Source organism: Fodinibius saliphilus (genome assembly GCF_005869845.1).
Lineage (GTDB): Bacteria > Bacteroidota > Rhodothermia > Balneolales > Balneolaceae > Fodinibius > Fodinibius saliphilus.
In genome coordinates, this window is sequence record NZ_VAWF01000004.1 from 211,454 (window position 1) to 233,640 (window position 22,187).

Annotated in this window: 25 protein-coding genes; 10 read left to right on the top strand and 15 right to left on the bottom strand. The window is 41.3% G+C overall.

All coding sequences use genetic code 11. The features are described 5' to 3' along the window. Positions 1 to 47 precede the first annotated feature (47 nt). From FCN14_RS13800 to FCN14_RS13840, 9 genes are all read right to left on the bottom strand, one after another. Positions 48 to 842: a hypothetical protein gene (locus tag FCN14_RS13800; RefSeq protein WP_138431876.1), complete on the bottom strand. Its 795-nt coding sequence runs from the start codon at positions 840 to 842 to the stop codon at positions 48 to 50. Positions 843 to 869: 27 nt separating this feature from the next. After that, positions 870 to 1,076: a helix-turn-helix transcriptional regulator gene (locus FCN14_RS13805; protein WP_138431877.1), complete on the bottom strand. Its 207-nt coding sequence runs from the start codon at positions 1,074 to 1,076 to the stop codon at positions 870 to 872. 76 nt (positions 1,077 to 1,152) lie between these two features. Continuing rightward, complete coding sequence (locus tag FCN14_RS13810; RefSeq protein ID WP_138431878.1) at positions 1,153 to 2,118, bottom strand: hypothetical protein; 966 nt, start codon at positions 2,116 to 2,118, stop codon at positions 1,153 to 1,155. A gap of 5 nt (positions 2,119 to 2,123) precedes the next feature. Further along, positions 2,124 to 3,410, bottom strand: coding sequence for a tyrosine-type recombinase/integrase (locus FCN14_RS13815; protein WP_138431879.1), 1,287 nt, complete (start codon positions 3,408 to 3,410; stop codon positions 2,124 to 2,126). Between the two features lie 440 nt (positions 3,411 to 3,850). Continuing rightward, the gene (locus tag FCN14_RS13820) at positions 3,851 to 5,338 is read right to left on the bottom strand and encodes a formate/nitrite transporter family protein (RefSeq protein ID WP_138431880.1); all 1,488 of its coding nucleotides are present in this window, start codon (positions 5,336 to 5,338) and stop codon (positions 3,851 to 3,853) included. A gap of 69 nt (positions 5,339 to 5,407) precedes the next feature. Continuing rightward, a complete protein-coding gene (locus tag FCN14_RS13825) occupies positions 5,408 to 5,812 on the bottom strand; it encodes an AAA-type ATPase lid domain-containing protein (RefSeq protein ID WP_171032945.1) in 405 nt (134 codons plus the stop codon). After that, positions 5,799 to 6,392 carry a sigma-54 factor interaction domain-containing protein gene (locus FCN14_RS13830; protein WP_138431882.1) on the bottom strand — a complete coding sequence of 198 codons (594 nt, stop codon included), beginning with the start codon at positions 6,390 to 6,392 and terminating at the stop codon, positions 5,799 to 5,801. The genes FCN14_RS13825 and FCN14_RS13830 overlap by 14 nt, the downstream gene beginning before the upstream one ends. A 147-nt stretch (positions 6,393 to 6,539) precedes the next feature. Further along, positions 6,540 to 6,896, bottom strand: a complete 357-nt coding sequence (locus FCN14_RS13835) for a hypothetical protein (RefSeq protein ID WP_138431883.1) — start codon at positions 6,894 to 6,896, stop codon at positions 6,540 to 6,542. After that, positions 6,893 to 7,243 carry a cupin domain-containing protein gene (locus tag FCN14_RS13840; protein WP_138431884.1) on the bottom strand — a complete coding sequence of 117 codons (351 nt, stop codon included), beginning with the start codon at positions 7,241 to 7,243 and terminating at the stop codon, positions 6,893 to 6,895. Before FCN14_RS13840 ends, FCN14_RS13835 begins: the two co-directional genes overlap by 4 nt. A gap of 386 nt (positions 7,244 to 7,629) precedes the next feature. On the opposite strand from FCN14_RS13840, the gene FCN14_RS13845 reads away from it, so the two are divergent. Further along, a complete protein-coding gene (locus FCN14_RS13845) occupies positions 7,630 to 8,736 on the top strand; it encodes a fatty acid desaturase family protein (protein ID WP_138431885.1) in 1,107 nt (368 codons plus the stop codon). A 157-nt stretch (positions 8,737 to 8,893) separates the two neighbouring features. Further along, complete coding sequence (locus tag FCN14_RS13850) at positions 8,894 to 10,132, top strand: sensor histidine kinase (RefSeq protein ID WP_138431886.1); 1,239 nt, start codon at positions 8,894 to 8,896, stop codon at positions 10,130 to 10,132. Between the two features lie 12 nt (positions 10,133 to 10,144). Here FCN14_RS13850 and FCN14_RS13855 read toward each other — a convergent pair whose 3' ends face one another. Further along, a complete protein-coding gene (locus FCN14_RS13855) occupies positions 10,145 to 11,851 on the bottom strand; it encodes a phosphoglucose isomerase-related protein (RefSeq protein ID WP_138431887.1) in 1,707 nt (568 codons plus the stop codon). An 87-nt stretch (positions 11,852 to 11,938) separates the two neighbouring features. Continuing rightward, positions 11,939 to 12,499: a helix-turn-helix domain-containing protein gene (locus FCN14_RS13860; RefSeq protein WP_138431888.1), complete on the bottom strand. Its 561-nt coding sequence runs from the start codon at positions 12,497 to 12,499 to the stop codon at positions 11,939 to 11,941. A gap of 318 nt (positions 12,500 to 12,817) precedes the next feature. On the opposite strand from FCN14_RS13860, the gene FCN14_RS13865 reads away from it, so the two are divergent. The 6 genes from FCN14_RS13865 (at position 12,818) to FCN14_RS13890 (ending at position 15,808) form a co-directional block, all read left to right on the top strand. Continuing rightward, positions 12,818 to 13,465: a DUF2959 family protein gene (locus tag FCN14_RS13865; protein WP_138431889.1), complete on the top strand. Its 648-nt coding sequence runs from the start codon at positions 12,818 to 12,820 to the stop codon at positions 13,463 to 13,465. Between the two features lie 64 nt (positions 13,466 to 13,529). Further along, positions 13,530 to 13,685, top strand: a complete 156-nt coding sequence (locus tag FCN14_RS13870) for a lmo0937 family membrane protein (RefSeq protein WP_138431890.1) — start codon at positions 13,530 to 13,532, stop codon at positions 13,683 to 13,685. A gap of 32 nt (positions 13,686 to 13,717) precedes the next feature. Continuing rightward, on the top strand, positions 13,718 to 13,960 hold the full coding sequence (locus FCN14_RS13875; RefSeq protein ID WP_138431891.1) for a YtxH domain-containing protein: 243 nt from the start codon (positions 13,718 to 13,720) through the stop codon (positions 13,958 to 13,960). A gap of 14 nt (positions 13,961 to 13,974) precedes the next feature. Further along, complete coding sequence (locus FCN14_RS13880; protein WP_138431892.1) at positions 13,975 to 14,499, top strand: hypothetical protein; 525 nt, start codon at positions 13,975 to 13,977, stop codon at positions 14,497 to 14,499. A 191-nt stretch (positions 14,500 to 14,690) separates the two neighbouring features. Then, complete coding sequence (locus FCN14_RS13885; RefSeq protein WP_138431893.1) at positions 14,691 to 15,344, top strand: DUF2959 family protein; 654 nt, start codon at positions 14,691 to 14,693, stop codon at positions 15,342 to 15,344. A gap of 2 nt (positions 15,345 to 15,346) precedes the next feature. After that, positions 15,347 to 15,808: a sll1863 family stress response protein gene (locus FCN14_RS13890; protein WP_138431894.1), complete on the top strand. Its 462-nt coding sequence runs from the start codon at positions 15,347 to 15,349 to the stop codon at positions 15,806 to 15,808. A 266-nt stretch (positions 15,809 to 16,074) separates the two neighbouring features. Here FCN14_RS13890 and FCN14_RS13895 read toward each other — a convergent pair whose 3' ends face one another. After that, the gene (locus FCN14_RS13895) at positions 16,075 to 17,571 is read right to left on the bottom strand and encodes a M48 family metalloprotease (RefSeq protein WP_138431895.1); all 1,497 of its coding nucleotides are present in this window, start codon (positions 17,569 to 17,571) and stop codon (positions 16,075 to 16,077) included. 204 nt (positions 17,572 to 17,775) lie between these two features. Then, positions 17,776 to 17,901 (bottom strand): hypothetical protein, encoded by a 126-nt coding sequence (locus FCN14_RS16035; RefSeq protein WP_281280662.1) that lies wholly within the window; start codon positions 17,899 to 17,901, stop codon positions 17,776 to 17,778. A gap of 421 nt (positions 17,902 to 18,322) precedes the next feature. Between FCN14_RS16035 and FCN14_RS13905 the strand changes: the two genes are divergently transcribed. Together FCN14_RS13905 and FCN14_RS16130 are read left to right on the top strand one after the other, a co-directional pair. After that, entirely contained in the window at positions 18,323 to 18,901 is a 579-nt protein-coding gene (locus FCN14_RS13905) for an Ig-like domain-containing domain (RefSeq protein WP_138431897.1), read from the top strand. A 79-nt stretch (positions 18,902 to 18,980) separates the two neighbouring features. Beyond that, positions 18,981 to 19,145 carry a lmo0937 family membrane protein gene (locus tag FCN14_RS16130; RefSeq protein WP_138431898.1) on the top strand — a complete coding sequence of 55 codons (165 nt, stop codon included), beginning with the start codon at positions 18,981 to 18,983 and terminating at the stop codon, positions 19,143 to 19,145. Positions 19,146 to 19,181: 36 nt separating this feature from the next. Here the strand turns inward: FCN14_RS16130 and FCN14_RS13915 are convergent, their stop codons facing one another. Beyond that, a complete protein-coding gene (locus FCN14_RS13915; protein ID WP_138431899.1) occupies positions 19,182 to 20,996 on the bottom strand; it encodes an SLC13 family permease in 1,815 nt (604 codons plus the stop codon). A gap of 93 nt (positions 20,997 to 21,089) precedes the next feature. Continuing rightward, positions 21,090 to 22,169: a 3-oxoacyl-ACP synthase III family protein gene (locus FCN14_RS13920; RefSeq protein WP_138431900.1), complete on the bottom strand. Its 1,080-nt coding sequence runs from the start codon at positions 22,167 to 22,169 to the stop codon at positions 21,090 to 21,092. Positions 22,170 to 22,187 lie beyond the last annotated feature (18 nt).

Genomic DNA, 22,187 nt, shown 5'->3' on the forward strand with positions numbered 1-22,187 from the left:
TTGGTCATTCAGACATTGGCATACAAAGTCTAATCAGCTTCAAGCACTTAAAATGGTATTTCCTTTGATCTTTTAATTTCTTCAAAAAATAAATCCGGTGGTTTCAATTCTTCTTCATCTATTTTTTTTATCTCATCCAGCAGATATTTTTCAGGTTCATTTACGCCTTCTTCTTCTAAGATTGAAAATACATCCCCAATTTCAGTGATTATTGAAAAGCTTGCACTGTTTTTATCCACGTTTGGAAAAACACTTAAAATGTTTTCTGCTTTATTAATTAAATCATCTGGTAAACCAATATTGTTACCATTACTAGAACCTTTACTAATATCTTTACCATTACTATAACCCTTAGCAAACCCTTGACTTACCCTTAGACTACCCTTAAGATTGCTTTCAGAAGTAGTAATATTTTCCCTTGGTAGATCATCGGTATAGTTACTATATAATTCAGGATCATCCTCAACAGCTTCGGTAAAGATGCCATGTTCTTTAAGTTTCCTCACTATACTTTTATGTGGTGGACTTTTGGATGATAAAGTTCCTCCCTTTCCTGCCTGTTGAAAACGAACAAAGTTTTTTAGCCATAGTCTTTGATCATTCAACTTTTTCAATCTTGTTGAATCCTTATTTAAAACATCAACAAAGTTCGTAACGAACTCTTCGCTTATTTTAAAACCTAAGTATGCACTATCAACTGGAAAATGAAGTTGAAAAACTCCTGCCAGATCGCAACGATTATTCAGATAAAGCCAAAATAATCTCTGCTTTAAATTTAACCGAGTGAAATAAGGTTTTTCCCAAACAGATGGTTTGGTAAATCGCTTTCCAATATTCGACATAATAAACCTCCAAGCTAGGTCTTCTATTTATCCTTTTCGACCCGGAAGTTCACTTGGAATAATTTCAGTATTGGCCTCAATCCATTCCATCACTTCACTTTCCCGAAAGCCAACTGCTTGTTTAGAAATGCGTACCTTTCTAGGAAAGTCAGGTTCTTTCATACGCTCATAAAGTGTACTAATACTGATTCCAAGCTTTTCTGCTAATGCATTTGGTCTAATTAATTTTTCCATAGTTAGTAACTGTTTGGTTGTAATTGGAACTGCTACTAACCTAGAAGAGGCGGGGCAATCAGTAAATGATCGAATATTAGTTCATTTTTTCAATCATATAGTAAGAGCCTCCCTTGAAAACGATGTCATATCTAATCAACTCTGGATTACCTAAAAGATACCAAGCTTTTAGAAACTTTATTTTTAATGCTTTTGCTGCACCTCTTGTTGAAGCATATCGTGTATTTTCGCGCAAATATTCAGCCAATTGTTTGATGACTATCTTACCATTTTTTGTATAACCAATCCCCTTATCAAATGCTTCCTGGCACTTGATTACAATAATCTCAGGCTCCTCATTTGTTTTTGTTCCGACAATAGGTTTCTCAAGATTATGATATCTCAGAGCTTCATATCGCTTACGGTATAGCTCTTCCAACAAGTCAAGATCATAATCTCTTTCATTTCGAAAAAATATATAATCAAGCTCAAATATTATCCTTAATACTGTTGTTTCATTCGGCAAACTATGATACAACCTTTCGCATAACTTAACTTTATAACCTACTTCTTGTATCAAATACTTTCTTGAATAAACAGCTAACTTTGAATCAACCTCATCTTTTAATGAATCCTGATTGTTTCCCTTATGCTCTTTTCTAAAGCTTTCAAATAATCCTGAAATGTCAATCAAATCATGACATTTAATCTTTAGAGTTTCAAAATACCATTCGACTAATTTATCATGAATTGAATCGTGATTGGAGCCTTCAGCTATTTCATGGTTTATTAGATTGGTATACTCTGTAATTAACAAGTTATTTTTCAGAATATAATTGATTTCGCGATCTCCAAAGTCTGGGTCATTCCAAAACTCTTCTCGCAAAAATTCAACTTTTTGAAACCCCAACTCCTCTGCATATTCCTTTAATTTCTCTTGTGCATCTGATTTCAAATCAGCTAATTCAGAGCTAAGCATTTTACTCTCGGCCGAGCTTGCAATTTTATCTGGGTCGTAAATTAGATCACTGAGGTATTCTTCAGTTTCAAAAACATAATCCATAACTATTATCCAATCCTTGTAATATTTGCTTTTAATCCTGAGTCGGACAGAATATTTTTCAGTTTGCTACTCCATCGATCTAAAGCTTGTTGTTTTTGCTTTAAGTAGCTTGCCCTGTTATAACGCGCCGTTATTGTATTTTCTCTTGCCAAACCCTTGTGATTTAAAACCTTCCCAATAATCATTGGGTTTATACCATTCTCGGCCATATATGTAGCGGCTGTTCTTCTTAGATCATGTAATCTGAAGTCAGGAACCTTTGAATTATCCTTTATCCTCTTTACCGATGATTTTAGCCATTCAATTGGTTTGTTTTCTTTTCTTGGAGACTCAAATACATAATCACTATCCCCACTTATTGGCTTCATCATTTGAATAACCTCCATAGCCATCTCAGAAAGTGGAACCTCATGTGATTTCTTATTCTTAGCGTCTTTTGCGGGTATAGTCCACACTATACCCTGAAAATCTTCTGTTCGTACCTCCGAAATATCATTCCATCTCATCCGGCTTGTTTCTGTTTTTCGTTGCCCTGTAATTAATAGCATCTTAAATACTGATTTAATGGGCTGATCAAATTGGTTGAAATGATTCCACAGGTTTTTAATCTCTTCTTCATCGTAAACACGATCTCTTTTATTTTCTCCAGCCTTATAAGTGGATGTTCCCTTAACAGGATTATCCTGGATCTTTAGACCTATAACTTTTTTAGCAAAATCGAACATTGATGATAATACAGCTCTTATTCTATTAGCCATCGTAGGTGACCCGTCTTTAATAGCCTTGTCATCTAAAATCTTTCGTAAACGATGGGATGTTATATCAGTGACGACTAAATCTGCTAACTCAGGCAGTAACTCATTTTCAATTATTCGCTTATACTCTGAGCGAGTTGAATCTCTCAATGTCGGCAAATGGCGTTCTTCAAAATCTTTTGCAAGTTCCTTAAAGGATTGTTTCTCTGGCTGGTACTTTCTTTTGTTCTTTTCAGCCTGTGGGTCTATTCCACTATTCACTTTTGCAGCTAAGTCTCTTGCCTTATCTCTTGCATCAGATAATCCAATATTTGGATAGCTTCCAATTTTGAATCGCTTCGATTTCTCATCGAACCAATAGCTATAGTAAAAATATTTATTACCTGCCTTTGTTAATCGAAGTAATAGCCCTTTTACCCCCTTACGTTTAAGTGTATTTGTTTCAGGATCAATCAAGTGTTGGTCGTAGTACTCAACACGTTTGTCCCTTGGCTTTAAGTTTTTAATGAATTGGCTTGTTAAGTGCTTTTTAGGCATAGCATGTGTTTTACATTCTGGTACAAGGCTGGTACAAGGATTTTCTCCGCACCATCACTACTAGTTCGGATTAGTATGGAATCAATATACTCCCTAAACACATGATATTCAATGATTTATCGTACCAGTTAATAACGGCGCGGAATAGTAAGTAAAACAGAATAAACTGATTACGGATCAGGAGGTTAGGGGTTCGAATCCTCTCGGGCGTACTTTCTTATAAGCCATGACTCACAATGAGTTATGGGCTATTTTTAAAATTCCAACCTATTAGGCATAAATTTAAATTTGGTTAACATTTGGGTAACAAGAGGCTTGGCTACCTTGGGTATAGGAAAATTAGCGTAAAGAATCCGAACAATGCGGTGAGACCAATAGGTTACCTACTAACTAAAATCTATTCAGACAAAAATCAGGGATCTATAGTCGATAAATGTATTCTATACTTCGGATGACAAGGTCATTTTAATGCGTTCAATTTCCCGCCGGATATTGTCTTTTGTCATTGGTTTCTCGAATCGCTGCCCATTGATAAACAGATTTTTGGTATCGCTCACGCCACTACGTACTCCAGATCGCCGGTCTTCAAGCACGCGTTTCCTGTTCTCTTCGGCAAACATTTCTTTCTGAAATCGGTCGGTATCCAGATTTATGTGACGAGCACATTTCAGCAGGTTTTCATCTTCCAAGTGATTTTGATGGTCAAACAGTTCGTCATGCATTTCCCAAAACTTGCCTTGGTCAGCGGCAGCCTCTGCAGCCATGCCCGCATTTTCGGCATGCGGATGGCGTCGGCTCAGAGGTAGATGACGGTAAATATATTGGATTTGTCTGTCCTCCTGCATTATTTCGTCTACCATCTTATAAATTCGACGACTGGTTTCACACTCATAGTCCCCATACTGCAAGAGGATAATTACCGCATCGCGATTTCCACGCTGGTGATCTTCATCAATGACAGGAGGCTGCAAGGTATCCTCCGTTTCTTCTTCTTGGTTCTGATTGGAATGCGGGCGACGAACAAAATCCGGCAATGTAGTATTACGGCCGAACAGCCATTCTTTCCATGTAAGCTCGAGCTGACCGCAGTCCCGATCGGGAAAGCGACTTTGACGCGTTTGCGAATAATTGAGAATAGCCACCAGTATCACTCCGCCTACCGTATTGCCTAACGTAACGGCAGAGAAGAAATATCCGAACTGTCCCCATCCAGCTAATCCCTGAAAAATTAAATAAAGCACCTCACAAGCACCGATAATACAGTGGAACAGATCAGCTATAGGAATCAGATACATCAGTATAAAAACAATGGCGATACGAGCCATCGCATCTCTTACGGCGTGGGTCAGCCATACCATCGAGGCGACAATCCATCCTGCTAATACGCCTTTCCAAAACAGATCATTCCAGGATACGCTCAGGGCATGCTCTCCAAACCCCCGGGCCACTTCGGCCGCTTCGGCCGCAAAGATACCCGTATTGGCCAACACATACGCCAAGGCCCCCGCACCCACTACATTTGCAAATAGCACAATACCCCAAACGCGCAGTAGAGCAGGCACGCTGGCAATTCGCGTAAGCACATGCGTGACAGGGGTGAGCGTATTTTCGGTGAACAGCTGATATTTCCCAGCCACAATCAGTATAAATCCCAACGGATACAGCATGTTTCCAAGAAATAACGAAGACTCCGGACCTACAGCAGTGGTCATCGCAGCACGGGCTACAAACGTAAGACCGATGGACAATCCAGCAGCCACACCACTTAAAAAAAGAAGGCGGGTAGACCGACTAAAATCCTCATCAGCTGTGGCAACAATGCGACGAAAAATTTCATCCGTTGAAAATATATCACGAACGGCCTGTCCTCCTGCAGGAGCACCGCTTTGGGACTCATCAATTTGTTCTCTAATACTGTCTGTCTTCATGTAACTTTTCTATATCATTAATCGAAATAATGAAATCGTTTTCTACCTTATCTTTCTTCTGCAAATATTTCACTCTTCATTGCGATATTTGTCTAATTTATTATGCAGTGTCTTCCGTGTAAAGCCCAATATCTTAGCGGCCTCCGTCTTGTTATTATCCACGGAATTCAGCGTTTGACCGATAACCTGTTCTTCAATTTTTTCTAAACTGGTTCCAATCAAGATTTCGATAATAGTATTAACAACGGTTCCCTGACTGCTCATATAAGCATTCTTCTTTTGGATAACCTTCAACTGTTCAAGATCAATATCCCCGTTACCGGATAATAGTACCAAGCTCCGCTCAATTACGTTCTTTAATTCACGTACGTTGCCGGGCCAGTCATGGTCTATCAGTGTTTCTATACACTCATCGGAAATTTGTATAGTCTCTTTCCCATAAAGTTGCAGAAAATGATCTTTATAATAATTCACTAATAATGGTATATCTTCTTTGCGCTGACGCAACGGGGGGTACATTGAGCTCAATGACATTGAGCCGGTAGAACAGGTCCTCCCGAAAATCCCCGGCGGCAACCTCATCCGACAAAATTTTATTAGTTGCAGAAACCAGCGAAATATCTACTTGTACCTCTTCCTTTCCTCCCACTCTGCGAAATGATCCAAGCTCCACGACCCGCAATAGTTTTACCTGCATCGGTTTGGGCATCTCTCCGATCTCATCCAGGAATAGTGTTCCTCCATCAGCAAGTTCAAAACAGCCCTTTTTACGCTCATGAGCACCGGTAAAAGCTCCTTTTTCATGACCGAAAAGCTCACTTTCAACCAACTCGGAAGGTATAGCTCCGCAATTAACAGTGACCATCGGTTTATTTTTACGAGATCCATAATAATGAAACAGGCGGGCTATCACTTCTTTACCGGTCCCGTTTTTTCCGGTAATCAGCAGTGTGGTACAACCTGTTTGAGCAACTTTTTTGACCTGATTGGCTAACTCTACCATTTCATTATTGCATGTCAGTAACGTAGGTATTTGGAAGTTATTCTTTGTCATAGTTTAAACTTTTTTATTACTATGATTAAAAAAGGGAAGACAGATTTCGTAGTCCTGCCTTCCCTTCATATCATCAAAGGCAGCTCATAAGACACTGCCTTTACTCTCTACTTACTTCAAATCATAATTTCAGGGACTAAAATTGTATTATCCTTTCCAGCCTAGTTCCATAAGTCGTTGTTCAATGCCTGCTGATGTCAGGTTTTGTCCCGTGGTGTAATCCTGCAGGTTTGCAACTCGCAAATCCTTATTCGTCATTTTACTCGCTTTTATTTTTCGGTAGGCACTGAACAGAAAATCTTTTTCAACTATTTTTTTCTCATAGACGTAATTTTTTTGGGCACTTTCCAAGTGTAACCTTACAGATTGCATGTTTACCATTTCTATGAGTTTTTCGATAAAATTTTTGCTTATTATCATAGTGTTACCATCCTTTACCGAATCAACTTTTATAATTTCTGCAAGAGCTTTTTCGAAATTTTCTAATGTAAGTATCAAATTCATACAGTATTTTCTTCATACCCGCTTTTAATGACAGTGGATATCATTTTAAACCGGTCGTTCGCTTTGAAGGAGTGGCGGGCATGGGCCGGTATAATAATTGATTGCCCGGTTTCCAGAAGTTTTGATTTTCCATCAATGACAATCTTCGCTTTCCCGTCAATAATCTGAATAAAAGTGTCGAACGGAGAGGTTTTTTCCTCCAACTTTTCTCCGGTATCAATGGAGACTGCATTAATATTCCCCGTCGATTTTTTTAAAATCGTTTTGATGACTACTGAATCCGGGACGTACTCGATGATTTCAACAATGATCATCGCTTTTGATTTTTCAAGCTCTAATGATTTCATCTGATTGTGATTAATTTGATAAAATACCGGTTTGTAAAAAATTCAGATCATTAATTCTCAATTCTGTCTATATTTCTTTTCCATCGGTTGTAGGTAACTAAGGTCTGTAAATTTTGGATAGGGTACGTTACAGACTTGTGGTGAAAACCTTACATAAATCACGGATTGGCCAACTTTAGGCAGTGCTATCATAGATCATAAGGGAGTGAGATGGCTTACGGGAACCCGATAGTCCGGTATTATATTACTTGAGGCAAGATACCGTTTCATCTTTCAATGGGCTGCGAATACGTAAAATATGTAACTTCTCCCAAAACTTATATAAAACACCTTTTGTAACAATTTGGCATTTTTAATTCGAAATTCGCATTAAAGATCTAAAGAGTATGTCCGTAGAAAAAGTAACGTTTAACAACAGTACCAGTCGGGAATTCAGTAAAACCGTAAAACAACGGGTCGACCAATATTTCGATGAACATGACCTCTCCAAGCATGCCAACATGCAGATGGTCATAAAAACCATTGTTTTGCTGACCCTTTATTTTGGCTCGTATGCTTTGATTATATCGGGGCAGCTTTCCCTTTTATCAATGTGGTTTTTAACTTTTTTGATGGGTATCGGGATGGCCGGTATTGGCTTCTCTGTATCCCATGATGCGCTGCACGGGGCCTACTCTTCCAACAAGCATATCAACCGAATTCTGGGATTTACCTTTGATCTCCTGGGAGCAAACGGTTATATCTGGAAAATCACCCACAACATTATCCACCACACTTATACCAATATTCACGAACACGATGAAGACCTGGAGGTGGCCGGATTTATACGGCTTTCCCCTCACGCAGAGTGGAAACCTATCCACCGCGTGCAGCATATTCTTGCCTTCCTTGCTTACAGCCTGGCCACCTTTTTCTGGGTCTTCGTAAAAGATTACAAGCATTTTCTAAAAGACAATATTGGTCCTTACAAAAACAAAAACCATCCCAAAAGCGAATGGATCATCCTTTTTATAACGAAGGCTATCTATTATACTTATATGCTGGTGCTGCCGATGTTGCTACTCGATATTACCTGGGTTCACTTGTTGATCGGATTTTCAACCCTTCACCTGACGGCCGGGCTGATACTTGGGGTCATCTTTCAGCTTGCCCACGTCGTCGAGGGGACCGATCATCCAGTTCCGGATGAAGAAAACATGATTGACGAACACTGGATGATTCACGAAATGGGGACCACCAATAACTTTGCGCGTGAAAACAAACCGTTGTGCTGGTTCGTCGGGGGACTGAACTTTCAGATTGAGCACCATCTGTTCCCCAGAATATGCAGCGTACACTATCCGGCTATCTCTCCGATTGTTGAAAAAACGGCCCAAGAATTTGGCATTCCATACAATCAACATGATACCTTTTTCCAGGCAGTGGCATCCCATTATCGTACCCTCAAAAAATTCGGAAATCCAGAAGTTTCTTATTCAGAAGCTCAGATATAAAATATCTGTAACCTTTTCCTGGATTCCTGTAACAACAAATAACTGTCTATATGATATGTTTGCTACAGGAACTTACACGAATATAAGGATCGGAGATTTATAGGAACAAAAAACGGGCATAGTTGGATGCCTTCTCAACATATAAATTACAAACCAAATGAATGATCATGAAACAGATCGACCTCATCAACCGAGCCCTCTTACCCTAGATCCGAATAAACAGTACCTAGACCTGCAAACATATACAGAGTTAGGTCAACAGATCATGGATGCGCCGGTTTGTGAAATCAATATTATTGATACGTACTATCAGGATACGGTAGCGCACAATGTTGATGAAGCGGTTTATAAAGACTTGATCTGCTACGATACAATCAGACAAAACGGGAGAATATATGAAATAGAGGATCTGGCAAAGAATAAACATTATAAAGATCAGTCTTACGTAAAGAGCTCTCCATATTTTCAATATCATTGTAGCGCAAAACTAACTAATAAAACAGGTAGAACTATAGGATCTATGTACGTGCTTGATACCAAATCAAAAAGCGTTTCAAAGGATCAAAAGGAGCAGTTCCAACAGCTTGCTCTTTTGGTCATGAATACCATTGAATTGGAGAGCCAATTCAGAGACTTAAAAACTAAATTTACTACTTTGCATGAGAGTATTCATAAAATCAACCACGATGTACGGACCCCTATCAGTGGTATAGTAGGAGTTTCTGATCTATTGCTCGAGAAGAAGGATCATACTGAGTTTCCTACCCAGCAGATTACCATGATAAAAGAAGCAGCCGAAACCATTATTAATATAATTGATGGGGTTTTGGAAGATTTAAACACTGATAATTACGAGTATCAAGAGCAGAAAAAAACGCCATTCATTAATAGTGTTGAACAATTAAAACGCTTATTTCGCCCACCGTCGAAAGCAAAGGAAGTTTCTCTAACCTTTGTAAACAAAGTAGATGCCAGTCTTGACTTACCTCGGCCACTATCACTTAAATTGCTGCAAATTACCAGCAATCTTCTCTCAAATGCCGTTAAATTTACGCCACCAAACGGAGCTATAAAAGTTACAATGACCCATGAGACCGATAAAAATATGCTATGTATTTCTGTTTCGGATAATGGACAGGGTATGACTGCTGATCAACTCATGGATTTTAACAAAGGGACGCCTGTTGCAAGGGCGGCCGATAACGATAGGAAAGAAAGTGTGGGTCAAGGCCTTAGATTTATTAAAGAAGTAGTTGCTCAGACTGGGGGAACAATATCTGTAAAAACGGGCCAAAACAACGGAACGCAGTTTTTAGTCACGTTACCCATACCGGTCGACAACTTCGAAAAGTTACTTTCATCTTTGCAGGAAAATCAAAACCAGCGAGAAGGGTAGCCGACCAGTCAGCTAGGACGGTGTAACCAAATCGATTAGTTTAGCCATACCTTCGTGAATATCCCCATTCAAGCCCACCCGAATGATCCTCCTGCTGTGAGTTAACATGAGGGTGAAATCGCCATCGGCTTGGGCGCGTTTAAAAGTACCAAATGAATACTTTTTGCCCGGTACATTCATATCAACCTCATCATCTGCTGTCAGCTGAATAAACAACCCGGTATTTGGACCCCCTTTATGATACTGACCTGTGGAATGCAAGAACTGAGGTCCGTAAGCTACCGTTGTCGCCCGTTTAAGCCGCTGCTGGAGGACCACTCTGAACTCCTGCAAAAGCTTGTCGGTACGCGGTTCCTCGGGAAGAAAAGCCTGGATGGTAAGATAATCCCCGGCATACTCACCGTTCAAAAATGTATCCAACAAATCTTCGGTATCTTTAAACTTATTGCGATAAGTAAAGAAGGTTAGCTTTCCTTCTGTTATTGCAGAGTCCATTACGGGCAGAGTTTCTTCCCTTTCAAATTTGCTTAAAATTTGATGGGTCCGCTGTTTACTTTCCTCAACATTTGGTTGATCAAATGGATTTATCCCGATGAGAGCACTGGCCACCGCAACAGCCATTTGCCAGCGGTAAAACTCTCCGGCAATGTCCAATTTGTTTTCTAATGTAATCGTGACCAGTGGATGACCGGCTGCCATTAATCTATGTAGCTTCTCTGTTACTTCAGGCTGATGTTCCCCATGGAGGCTCAGATGCACAAACAGCTGGTCGTGTGAGTAATACGAAGGGGCAAGCAGTGTTCCCCCGGTGATAGGCAAAATACCTTTGCCTTCTTTTCCTGTGCTTATAGCAATCAACTGTTCAATCCACTTGCCTAGAGCCGAGAGTGAATCCGGAAGTACAAGGGTTAGCTTATTCCGTTTTTGAAGTGCCATTTCGCCCATAATGGCGCCCAGTTTAAGAGCAGGATTTTCTGGTGGAAAATTATGCGTTTGGCATGACTTCTGCATCCAGATGGCCCGCTCCAACAGCACTTCCACGTTGCCCCCCATCAATGCGGCAGGAACCATCCCGAAATAGGACAGTATAGAGTAGTGGTCACCAATACCTTCAAAATTCAAAAAGATATGCCGGTAGCGTAATGCCCGTGCTTTCTCTACCATCGGGCTGTCAGGGTCTGTAATTGCCACAAAATGGCTGCCTGCTTTTTTACCCTCATTTGCTTCCAGCTTTTTGTAAAAATATTCTCCAAGGGCGCTCGTCTCTGCCGTTATTCCTGTTTTATCAGCAATGATAAAGAGCGTTTTTTCCAAAGAGACTTTCTGCTCTATTGCTTGAATTGTGGAGGGATCGGTGGTATTGATGATAGAGAGATCCAATCCCTTGTTATCGTTTCCAAAAATGCTTTTTAGAACCTGCGGAACCAGGCTGTTAATACCCATACCCAAAACGACCACATGGGTGAACCCAGCCGCTTGAACTTCCCAAATGAATTGCAAAATCTCCGGGACTGCTGTGTGCATTTGGGAGGCGGCATCCAGCCACCCCAGGGAGTGGGAAATCACTGCTCTAGATTTTTCGTCATCTTTCCACAGGCTTGTGTCTCTGTTCCATATTCGTTCGTTGATTTGATCTTCTTCCATAGAATGCAATCGCTTTTCTATGGAAGCCATATAAAAACCTAGATCATACTCAATCTTATTTATTACTGCTTCCATCAGCTTGATGTTATTAAAGTTGGACAGGTAAGATGAGCACTTTTAGCAGAGCAAGCATTATAGACTCTACTCAAAGAGTTATATATATCACAGATCCTCGAGATTCTTTCTGCGTCTTTCTTTTAGTTCCTTAAAATAGGTGGGCGTTAGACCGGTAATCTTTTTGAACTGGTTAGACAGGTGGGCCACGCTGCTGTAATGAAGTTTATGGGCTATTTCAGTCAGGGTCAATTCATCATACAACAGCAGTTCTTTGGCTCGTTCAATTTTATGAATAATAATATACTGTTGAATGGTGATTCCCTTTACTTCTGAGAAGGTATTGGACAGGTAGGTATAATCATATCCAAGCTTTTCGCTAATATAATCGGAGTCATTCACTTTGGGGACCTCATCCTCGTAGTGAATCATTTCAACGATTACGCTTTTTATCTTTTCAACCAGGATATTCCTTTTATCGTCGAGTAGTTCCAATCCGGATTTTTTCAGGTTCTTCGCAAATTCTTCCAGCTGATCATCCGTAATATCATCCTGAACTTCAACCATACCAAGCTCAACAGATATGCAGCCTATACCCAGTTTTTTTAACTCTTCCTTGACCAGCATCTTGCATCGCAGGCTTACCATATATTTAATATACAGTTTCATAATTTGCCATTCTTTAACCTTGAGCAAGGAAATTATTAAAGAGACTATATAAAAATATATAACTCTACCTGATGTAGGGATTTATCCCAAATCAAAACGAACTCATATTCAATATAAACAACAATATAATGGAATACGATTACTCATAATATCCAACAAGAACAGACGTATATAGATCTTAATACCTTCTGGATAATGTCATTTCTCATCCGGAATCCGTGATATATGTAAGCCTTTTGCAGATTGATATAACGCTTTTCAGATGTATAATGGCGAAATTTTATTTACAGTATTAAGACTAATAACAGGGGACAAATTATGAACCCAATCAGACAATATTTTCTTGTATTCGCGCTGCTCTTAGCTTTTATCGGGATTACAGGATGTAGTTCGACGAGCATGGAGCGTTCCAATGCGGCAAGAGTTTCCTTGCAAACGATGGACAATGATATACAATCAGCAATGCTGCAGTTAGATGACACAGGAAGGTCTCTTGATAATTTAATAAATATCCCTCAAGGTGATTTAAATAAGGTTTTTGACACTTATTCAGATAACGTATTACAAATAACATCTGTTGAGCAAAAATTTGCTCGTCATGCAACTGAAATGACAAGCCGTGGAATAGATTATTTTGAGGAGTGGCAAAAGGAGGGAACCGCATATAAAAACCCAAGGATACAGCAACTCAGTGATCAGCGACGAGCCGCACTTGGAGAAATGTATGACAAGATTGCTAAAAATAGCGTCGGCATAAATGAGACGTTTAAAACGTATGTATCTGATGTGAAAGAGATCCAGGCGTTCCTTTCAAATGATCTGACTGCAAAAGGAATATCGGCTATTGCGCCAACTTCCCAAAAAGTTATCAGTGAAGGAGACAGCCTGATGGTTGCCTTGAAAAACGTGCAAGCTGCTATTCAGGGAACACGAGAAGAAATGTCTCAAAGCCGAAACGGCATGTAAATGAACTACCTGTTAACGATTTCGTGCCGGTAATATTAAACCAATAACCTAAGAATAAACTGTCATGGGAAATCTACTTTATATCATAGCCGTCATTTTAATTATTGGCTGGCTTGTTGGTTTCATCGGCTATAGTGCCGGGGGGCTTATACATATCCTGCTGGTCATAGCCGTTATTGCCATCATACTCCGGGTAATTCAAGGGAAACAGCCAATTTAATACTAATATATTCATCAACTTAATAACATATCATGGACTCAAAAAAAGTATTATTCACCTTGTTAGCCGGTGCCGCACTAACCTCTGTAGTGGGGATTCTATTGACCCCCTACAAAGACTCATCCAAGCGAAAGAAAATTGTCGATAAAGCCAGAGACTATGCAGACAATGCAGAAGAAACCATAAAAGACTCTGTTTCCAATGTTAAAAAGCGGATAAAGAAAATGGGTGAAGAAGCCGAACGAATGGTTAATGAGGGGGGAAACGCGAAATAATTTGTGGTAGAGAAATGAAACAAATTTTTGCCATAGCAATGCTTATTAGTGGCCTGATAATTACAGAAACGGCTCGGGCACAAGATGAGAGACCTGTTACTCAGCAGTATCGACTCGTTGAAGGTATTGTGCAAATATCCGAACCGGGTGAAGAGTCGGTATTGATTAATCTATGGGGTGATGTAAACGCACCCGGAAGATTTAGAATCCCCACCGGTACCACACTCATCGAACTGATCTCATTTGCACGCGGACCAGTTAGTTTCCGGACAGGAGAAACCACACTTGACTGGTCTAAATTACGGATTGAGGTCAATGTATCCCGCCGAAACAAAGAACTGAACATTGATGAAGTGGTCAATTTCAGGTTTCGATATACCCAACAATTGCCACCTGGGATGCGTGATTTCGTCTTGCAAGAGAATGACTTTATTACTATTGAAGTAAAAAGACGCCCGGCCTTTGTCGATTACATGCGGATTATAGGCCCTATCTCTACCGTTGTAGCCGCGATGATACTGCTTGTGGACAAGCTTTAAGATGTTCATTCCTGCCGGCTTTTTACGGAATTCCGTTTCATTGCTCCTTCCAAAATTTCTGTAAAATGTGTGAAATATATAAGCCTGCATCGGTGATATGTAATGCTTTCCAGGGTTAGAGTTCTCATATTACTTGTGTGAAATCAATTCACATCTGTCCCGCCAGTCGCGGACAATAAAAGGAGTTTAATATGAAACTACTTAACCAAATTTATACCTGGCACTTTGCACTGCTGATAATAACTGCATTTGGTATTACCAGTTGCGCTTCCACAGGCATGCAACGTTCACAGGACACACAGACAACCATGGAAACCATGGATAATGATATACAAGAAGTTTCCCGTCAGTTAGATGCTACAGGAGCATCCATGGATGAACTTATGAGGTCTGACCAAACCGATATAACACGTGCGTTTGAAACCTACAAGAATAATGTAGAAAAAATGGTAGCCATGGAGAAGAAATTTGCCAAACATGCCGAAAAGATGAAAGAACAAGGCATAGATTATTTTGAGGAATGGCAAAAAGAGGGCACTGAATACAAAAATCCTAAAATTAAGCAACTAAGTGATGAACGGAGAGCTGCACTTGGAGAAATCTATGATAAAATTGCCGAAAATAGCATAGGTGTAAACGAGGCGTTCAAAACGTACGTATCTGATATACAAGAGATCCAAACATACTTGTCTAATGATCTCACTACAAAGGGAATCGCGGCTATTGCCTCGACCTCTGAAAAAGTCGTTAGTGAAGGGGATAGCTTGAAACAAGCCATACAGAATGTACAAACGGCCATTCAGAATGCGCGAGCAGAAATGTCACAAACAGCAGGAATCAACTGATCATGAAATCTTATAATCCTAATACATTGAAAAAATCAGCTTTAATATTTGTGATTTCCATGTTGGCTGCAGTCGTTCTTATAACAGGCTGCAACAACACGGACCAAAAGGTGGAAGAAGCACAGTCTACAGTAGTTGAGGCCAACCGTGAGTTGCAAGAAGCTAACCGGGAATACCAGGCCGCCATAGATCTGTATCGTAAAGAAACATCCGAGAGAATTGCAGCCAACGATTCAACGATCGCAGCCTTCAAAGCCCGCATAGCCAATGAAACAGCCGATGTAAAAGCTGACTACGAAAAACAACTGGCAACACTCGAGCAAAAGAACAGCGACATGAAAAAGAAACTCGCTGCTTATAAAGCGGAAGGAAAAGAGCAATGGGAAACCTTTAAAACTGATTTTAACCGTGAGATGAATACCCTTGTCGAAGCCCTTGATAAACTGAAAGATAAAATATCATAATCGTTATTGGTATCCCTTAAACCCTAGATAACATTCATCAGAGTGTGAATAAAAGTAGGGCAGAATTAAAACCTCTGCCCTTTTTTTATTGGATTCTGTTTGTCAATATTTAAAACAAGATATCCATCTGAAGTCTTGGTGAATTGCGCGGATGATGTTATCAAATAATTACAGCACTCTCTTTGAGTGTTGGATTTTTAATGGGTACTGCTTTAGCCACCAACAAACACTTTATCAATTAATCGATAACAGTAATGGCTTCTTCGTTACTGGCTTGGAAATTTTAACCAAGTGCCAACATTGATCTGTTCATCGAGTCCCACTTGGTTCATTATGGCAAGGTCCTCTGGCGAAACGGTTATCGAAAACCTTTCAAGGTTCCGTGGAAGGAAAGACTGGAAGGTGCCTGTCCGGTTGACTTTTACCGCTTGCAAACGCACCGGCTGAATATTCAATATATCTGAATCAATCAGCTTCCTAAAACCTCTGGTTATCCCATCAAAACTGGTAGCATAGGCTTCATACTTCTCAACTGTGGTATAGTTTAAAAAGCGATAGATCGAGCCCTCATACTCTATCGCATAGAGATAGAATTTGAGCTGGGTTCCGTCCTCAGTTTGTCCAGTAGCTTCTGCCCGGAACACATTAAGACCGTTGCTTTCTGCTTTTTCTTTTCTTACCGTGGTAATACCCTCTTGATTTAAAAATTCATTAACCGAGGCTTCTGCCCTCGTCGACTTGCCGTCCAGCGTCATAATCGAGACAGCATCTTGATCCTTGCTGACAACCGCCACCAGTGACCGCTGGTTAACCACCTGCCAGTCATCCGGGTAGGGAAATTGAAATTTCATTTCTGGGTGATAAAAGTTGCCATTTCGGGTAAATCCCTCCCGTGGATTTTCGCCATAGATCATATTGTCGAGCATACCCATATACTGATCGGTATTTTCAATGGTTTGTTCATATCCTTTCGCCCTCCACTGCTCAGCAATTTCAGGAATACTCTTTGCCCTTTCGCCCGGATCGGGGTGGGTTGATTGCCAGTCAGGTATACTTTGACCGGACTGCTTGGACATCCGCTCCAGGGATACAAAAAATTGTGCCCCTTCTGCCGCCTTGTACTGTTGCAGGGAGGCGTACTCCACACCAAGGCGATCGGATTCCCGTTCGTCATCGCGACTGTAGCTCAAAAACAGCAGTTGGGCTGCCTGACTGCCAATACCAAGGATATCACCACCGGGAAGCCCCAGCAGTTCCCCGCCTATAGCTCCCCCGATCAGGGCAATTTGCCCCATCTGCTGTTCGAAGGCTCGTTGGGAGGCATGGCGGGCTATCACGTGCCCGATCTCATGACCCAGCACCACGGAAAGTTGGGCTTCGTTGTCAAGATGCGACAGCAGCCCCCGGGTTACGTAGATGTATCCCCCGGGCAGGGCAAAAGCATTAACGACCGGGCTGTCTAAGACGCGAAAGTAAAAGTCCGTCCCTTCATACTCGGAAGGTGTGTCAGGCCGGTTCATATGACTGACGGCCAACATCTCCTGCCCAATGTTATCCACATATGCCCGCAACTCATCATTATCATATATTCCATATTGCTGTTGAATTTGCTGGTCGGCATCTTTGCCAATCTGTTTTTCTTGGTCCCAGCTATAGCCGTACGCCCGCTTGCTGCCGCTTATTGCACTTTGTTGTACACTGCAGGCTGAAATCAACAGCCCCACAACTAATATCAGACATATATTTGAAATAATGGGTCTCATAATTAATCTCTCCTAATTATTTTTTTGGGTATGCACTTCCCGCAAATCAGCCTGTGAATGCCTGCGTGCGACGATTGGTTTACACCTTAGAGTTTTCCATCCACTAGGTACCCACCTCCATCATAGTATAACGCAGTTTGGCTGGATGAGTCCATTAAGGAACTATCTCAACCAATTAGTATCAGCAATAACAAGGCTTACGGACTACTTAGATCGATAAATCAATAATCCTGCAACAAAGACAATTAGTGATATCAGAATCGGAACCCAATCACCGGTACTTACAGCGACATCCGCTCCCAACAGCTCAAACGATTCAGAATTGTTCATGTATTGAATTCCAAAATAAATGACGCCGATCAATCCGCCTATGCTTAAAATACTGCCAATTGTTTTTTTCATATTCTCTCTTTCTAACTTTTGCTTTACCCATGACAGAACATTGTAAAATGCCTCTAATAAATAAATTTGAGAACATTTATACAGTCATGCGTTACACATTAAGTTTGAAGTGTTACATATATTACAGGTCTTTGAAGAGAGTTCGAGTTTTGGATTAGTATTTAAATACGGAAGGATAGAATTACCTTCGTACAAGAATTTAAAGAATAGTTTTACGATGTCAGGAATGATAGGTGGCATTCAGCTTCAGTGATATCTGTAACTCATAACCGGGATGCTGTAACATCTCTCAGCCAATTAATGCGCATATTGAAGGCGTGATAATTACTTCACGCTAACCCAAAATATTATGAAAACAAATAAACAGTTATTTAAAAATATCACCCTCACAGCTCTGTTATTTGCCGTTTTTTCTACCGCTCTAATGGCACAGGATTCAACCAGTATTGTTGATCCTATAACAGAAACACCGGTCATTTTAGCAACAAGTCCCAACGGTGGTGAAGTAAATGTTGAGTTAGGTAGTGCAATCGAGATCACCTTCAGCCGTGAAATGGATGGCAAAAGTATAAACGGGGCTACGTTACAGTTACATGCGACTTATGCAGATACAATGTATGAAGACTACAATGAAGTGCTGCTATTTGATCAAATAACAGACCAGCCTATAATAATGAAAGATACTGAAAATAACTGGCAGTATACGACGAGTAGTATAGGTGGAACCATTAGTTATTCCGATAAAGTTGCTGTATTCACACCTGATGCAGAATTAGAAGAGGGAGCTCTGTACACCTTCACCGTAACAACGGGCGTTAAAAGTTCAGAAAATATTGCTCTTGAAAACAATTATACCTGGAGTTTCACAACCATGGGTACATCTGAATCGATGTACATTGATAAAAAAATGCCAAATATGGAATGGTAAAAAGATAGATGTAATATTGAGTTTAGTAACTCTTTTAAAGATTTAAAGGCAAAATTCTAACATTTCAAATTAAAGCATCATGGGAAATCAACTTTGGTTCATAGCAGCAATATTAATTATTGCGTGGGGAATCGGTATATATGGATTTGGGCTGAGTGGATATATACATATTTTGCTAGGCTTAGCAACCTTAGCTATAATATTGAGACTAGAAACTCCCATCTTCAGATCGAACCCATCATAAATCCATTCCGAAAAAAATATAATTGAAAAACATACCTCACATCGGCCAAAAGATGGGAACCAGAATAATGACCAGCGTCCACAAGGTTATTTCAAGGAGAAAACCTACTTTAAAAAAATCAGTGAACTTATAATTACCGGGACCATAGACCATAAGATTGGTCTGATAGCCTATTGGGGTGATCATCGACATCGATGCTACCAGAGTAATGGCAATGAACAGGCCGCGAGCTTCAATCCCCTGGGTTTCGGCAACGGATAAGGCGATCGGAAACATCAGTGCTACCGCGCCGTTATTGGTAATGACTTCAGTAAGTAGCCCTGTTACGATAACAATTCCCGCCAACACTGCTCGATCCCCATATACGCTGGTAAGATCCACCATCCACTGTCCAATAAGTTCAGCCGTTCCGCTCACCTCCATCGCTTTGCCCAAACCAATAGCGGCACCAATCACAATTAAGACGGTCCAGTCTACGGATTTTCGAGCCTCACCGGCTTTAATAACATTAAAACTCAATAATATCGCGACCCCTAAAATACCAGCCAGCGCAATATGTACCATCCCTGTGGCAACCAGTGTAACGATGCCCACTAACACTGCTACCGAGACGTACAAGTCTTTTCCGCCTGGCCGGCGCTCTTCAATGCTTGTTTCTTCCCCGGTAGCTTCCCCCCCGGCCGCACTGGTCAGGAAAAAATCTTTCGTGTTCTCATACGCCTCGCGGAAACCTCGATTGGTGTCAAGCAGCAAAACATCTCCGGCATGCAGCACAAACGGTCCAAGGGGCTGTTCAACGCGCTCCCCTCTTCTTCGCACGCCGGTTACCGCAGCTCCGAACCGTTCCAGAAGCTTGGCTTCCTGTACGGTAGCCCCCACCAAAGGCGAACCTTCTTTTACAACCACATGGTGAAGCTCTCGTTCTGGCTTTCCATCATCTTCAATACTTCTTGGTGGCTGCTGAACAAGCTGAAGCCCGGGATAGTCAACCAATTTTGGTACTGTAGCCGCAACACCTCCCTTAGCAGCATACAAAAGATGGTCGCCCCGGCGGAGCTTCTCTTCTTTGGGAACAGGCGCTATTTCAAGATCTTTGCGATTAATACGGGAAAGATAAAAGGCCTGAAACTCATCTAGTCCTGCTTCTTTTATGGTTTTCCCAATTGCATCTGCCCCTTCTGTTACTTCAATCTCTACCAACAGATTCCGCCGTTGTTCTTCTTCATACCGGATATCTTGGCGGGACGGGGTCAGCATGGGAGAAATAAAAACAAGGTATAACAGTCCGACAAAGGCACAGGGAACGCCAACCCAGGCCAACTCAAAAAAGGATAGACCCTCAAATCCGTGACTTTGTAACAGTCCGTGGGTAATTAGGTTGGTGCTGGTTCCAATTAATGTACAGAGCCCACCCAAAATCGCGGCAAATGAAAGGGGCATAAGTAACTTTGATACGACAATATTCTTTTTAAGCGCCCATTGTCGAATAGCGGGAATCCCCATAGCCACAACCGGGGTATTATTTAAAAAAGCTGAATATAGTGATACACTGGGACACAACCTGAGCAAAATTCGCTGAATACTCCGTGTTTCCTGTCCCAAAATAAAGGCACTCGCGCGATCCAGCGCCCCGCTTTCCCGCATGGCAGTCGACACCACGTATAAACTGGCCAGCGCTATTAAGGTCGTATTTGCAAATCCCTGGAAAGCCTGCTCAAGGCTCAAGACTCCGGTTATTGTAAGGATGGCCAGAGCTGTCAACAGGATAGCATCCGGGCTCCACAGGTCAATCGCCAAGCCGATAAAAGCGCATAATAACACGACAAAAATCAACAGCTGTTCGAATCCCATGTGGTATAAAAGGTTATGTTTGTGGATTGGTATAAATGGACTTGTAAAAGAAACGCTGGCCTTCCTTAAAAGGCCCAGGAGTTAACCCAGCAATTAATCCATCTGATAAACGATAGCGTTAATGTTCATTCCTGCTCCTACCGATGCCAACACAATAATATCTCCTTTCTCAATCTGATGGTTCTCCATCTCACCTCGCAACACCAGATCCAGCAGGGTAGGAACGGTAGCCACAGAGGAGTTGCCAAGTCGCGATATGGTCATGGGCATAATATCGTCCGAAACTTCATTATGACCATATAGTTTTGCCAGACGCTCCAAAATGGCAGCATCCATTTTAGCGTTGGCTTGATGGATGAACACTTTTGCAACCTCATCAAAACCGATATTCGCTTTATCAAGACTTGTTTTTACTAACTCTGGTACGTGAGTGAGTGCATACTGGTAAAGTTTACGCCCGTTCATCTTCATGTAAAGAGAATCGTTATCGTCGGAGTTATATGAAGAATCCATCTTCAAATAATAGGCCTGTTCCTCAGTATCAGTGCGTGCAGAATGGCTCAGAATCCCCACTGGAGTATTGCTTTCTCGGCCCTCCAATACTGCGGCTCCGGCCCCGTCCGAATAGATCATACTATCCCGGTCATGCGGGTCGCAGATACGCGAAAGTGTTTCGGTTCCAATAACTAGACCGGCCGAAGCATCCTCGCTGCGAAGATAGTAGTTACACTGGATGAGCCCCTGAACCCAGCCCGGACAACCAAAAGGAAGGTCATAGGCTACACAATATGGATTTTTTATTCCCAGTTTGTGTTTGACCCTCGACGCCAGAGTCGGCACCATATCTACCCGTGGATTATCGGCCCGGACATCACCAAAATTATGAGCTACTACAATATAATCCAGCTTCTCAGGATCCAATTCTGCCGACGAAAGCGCCTGCTTACCAGCTTCTGCTCCCATATCCGAGGCCAGTACATCATCTTTGGCATACCGTCGCTCCTCTATACCGGTGATTTCCGAAAATTTCTGAATGGTCTCCTCAATAGGCTTATCTAAGGGAGTGCCATCATTATTTAAAAAAGTATTCTCTAAAAAATCGGTGTTGGGTACCCTGCGACTAGGAATATAGGACCCCGTTCCCGTAATTAAAGCGTATTTCTTGTCTCTCATAGTTCTGTACTTTTGTAA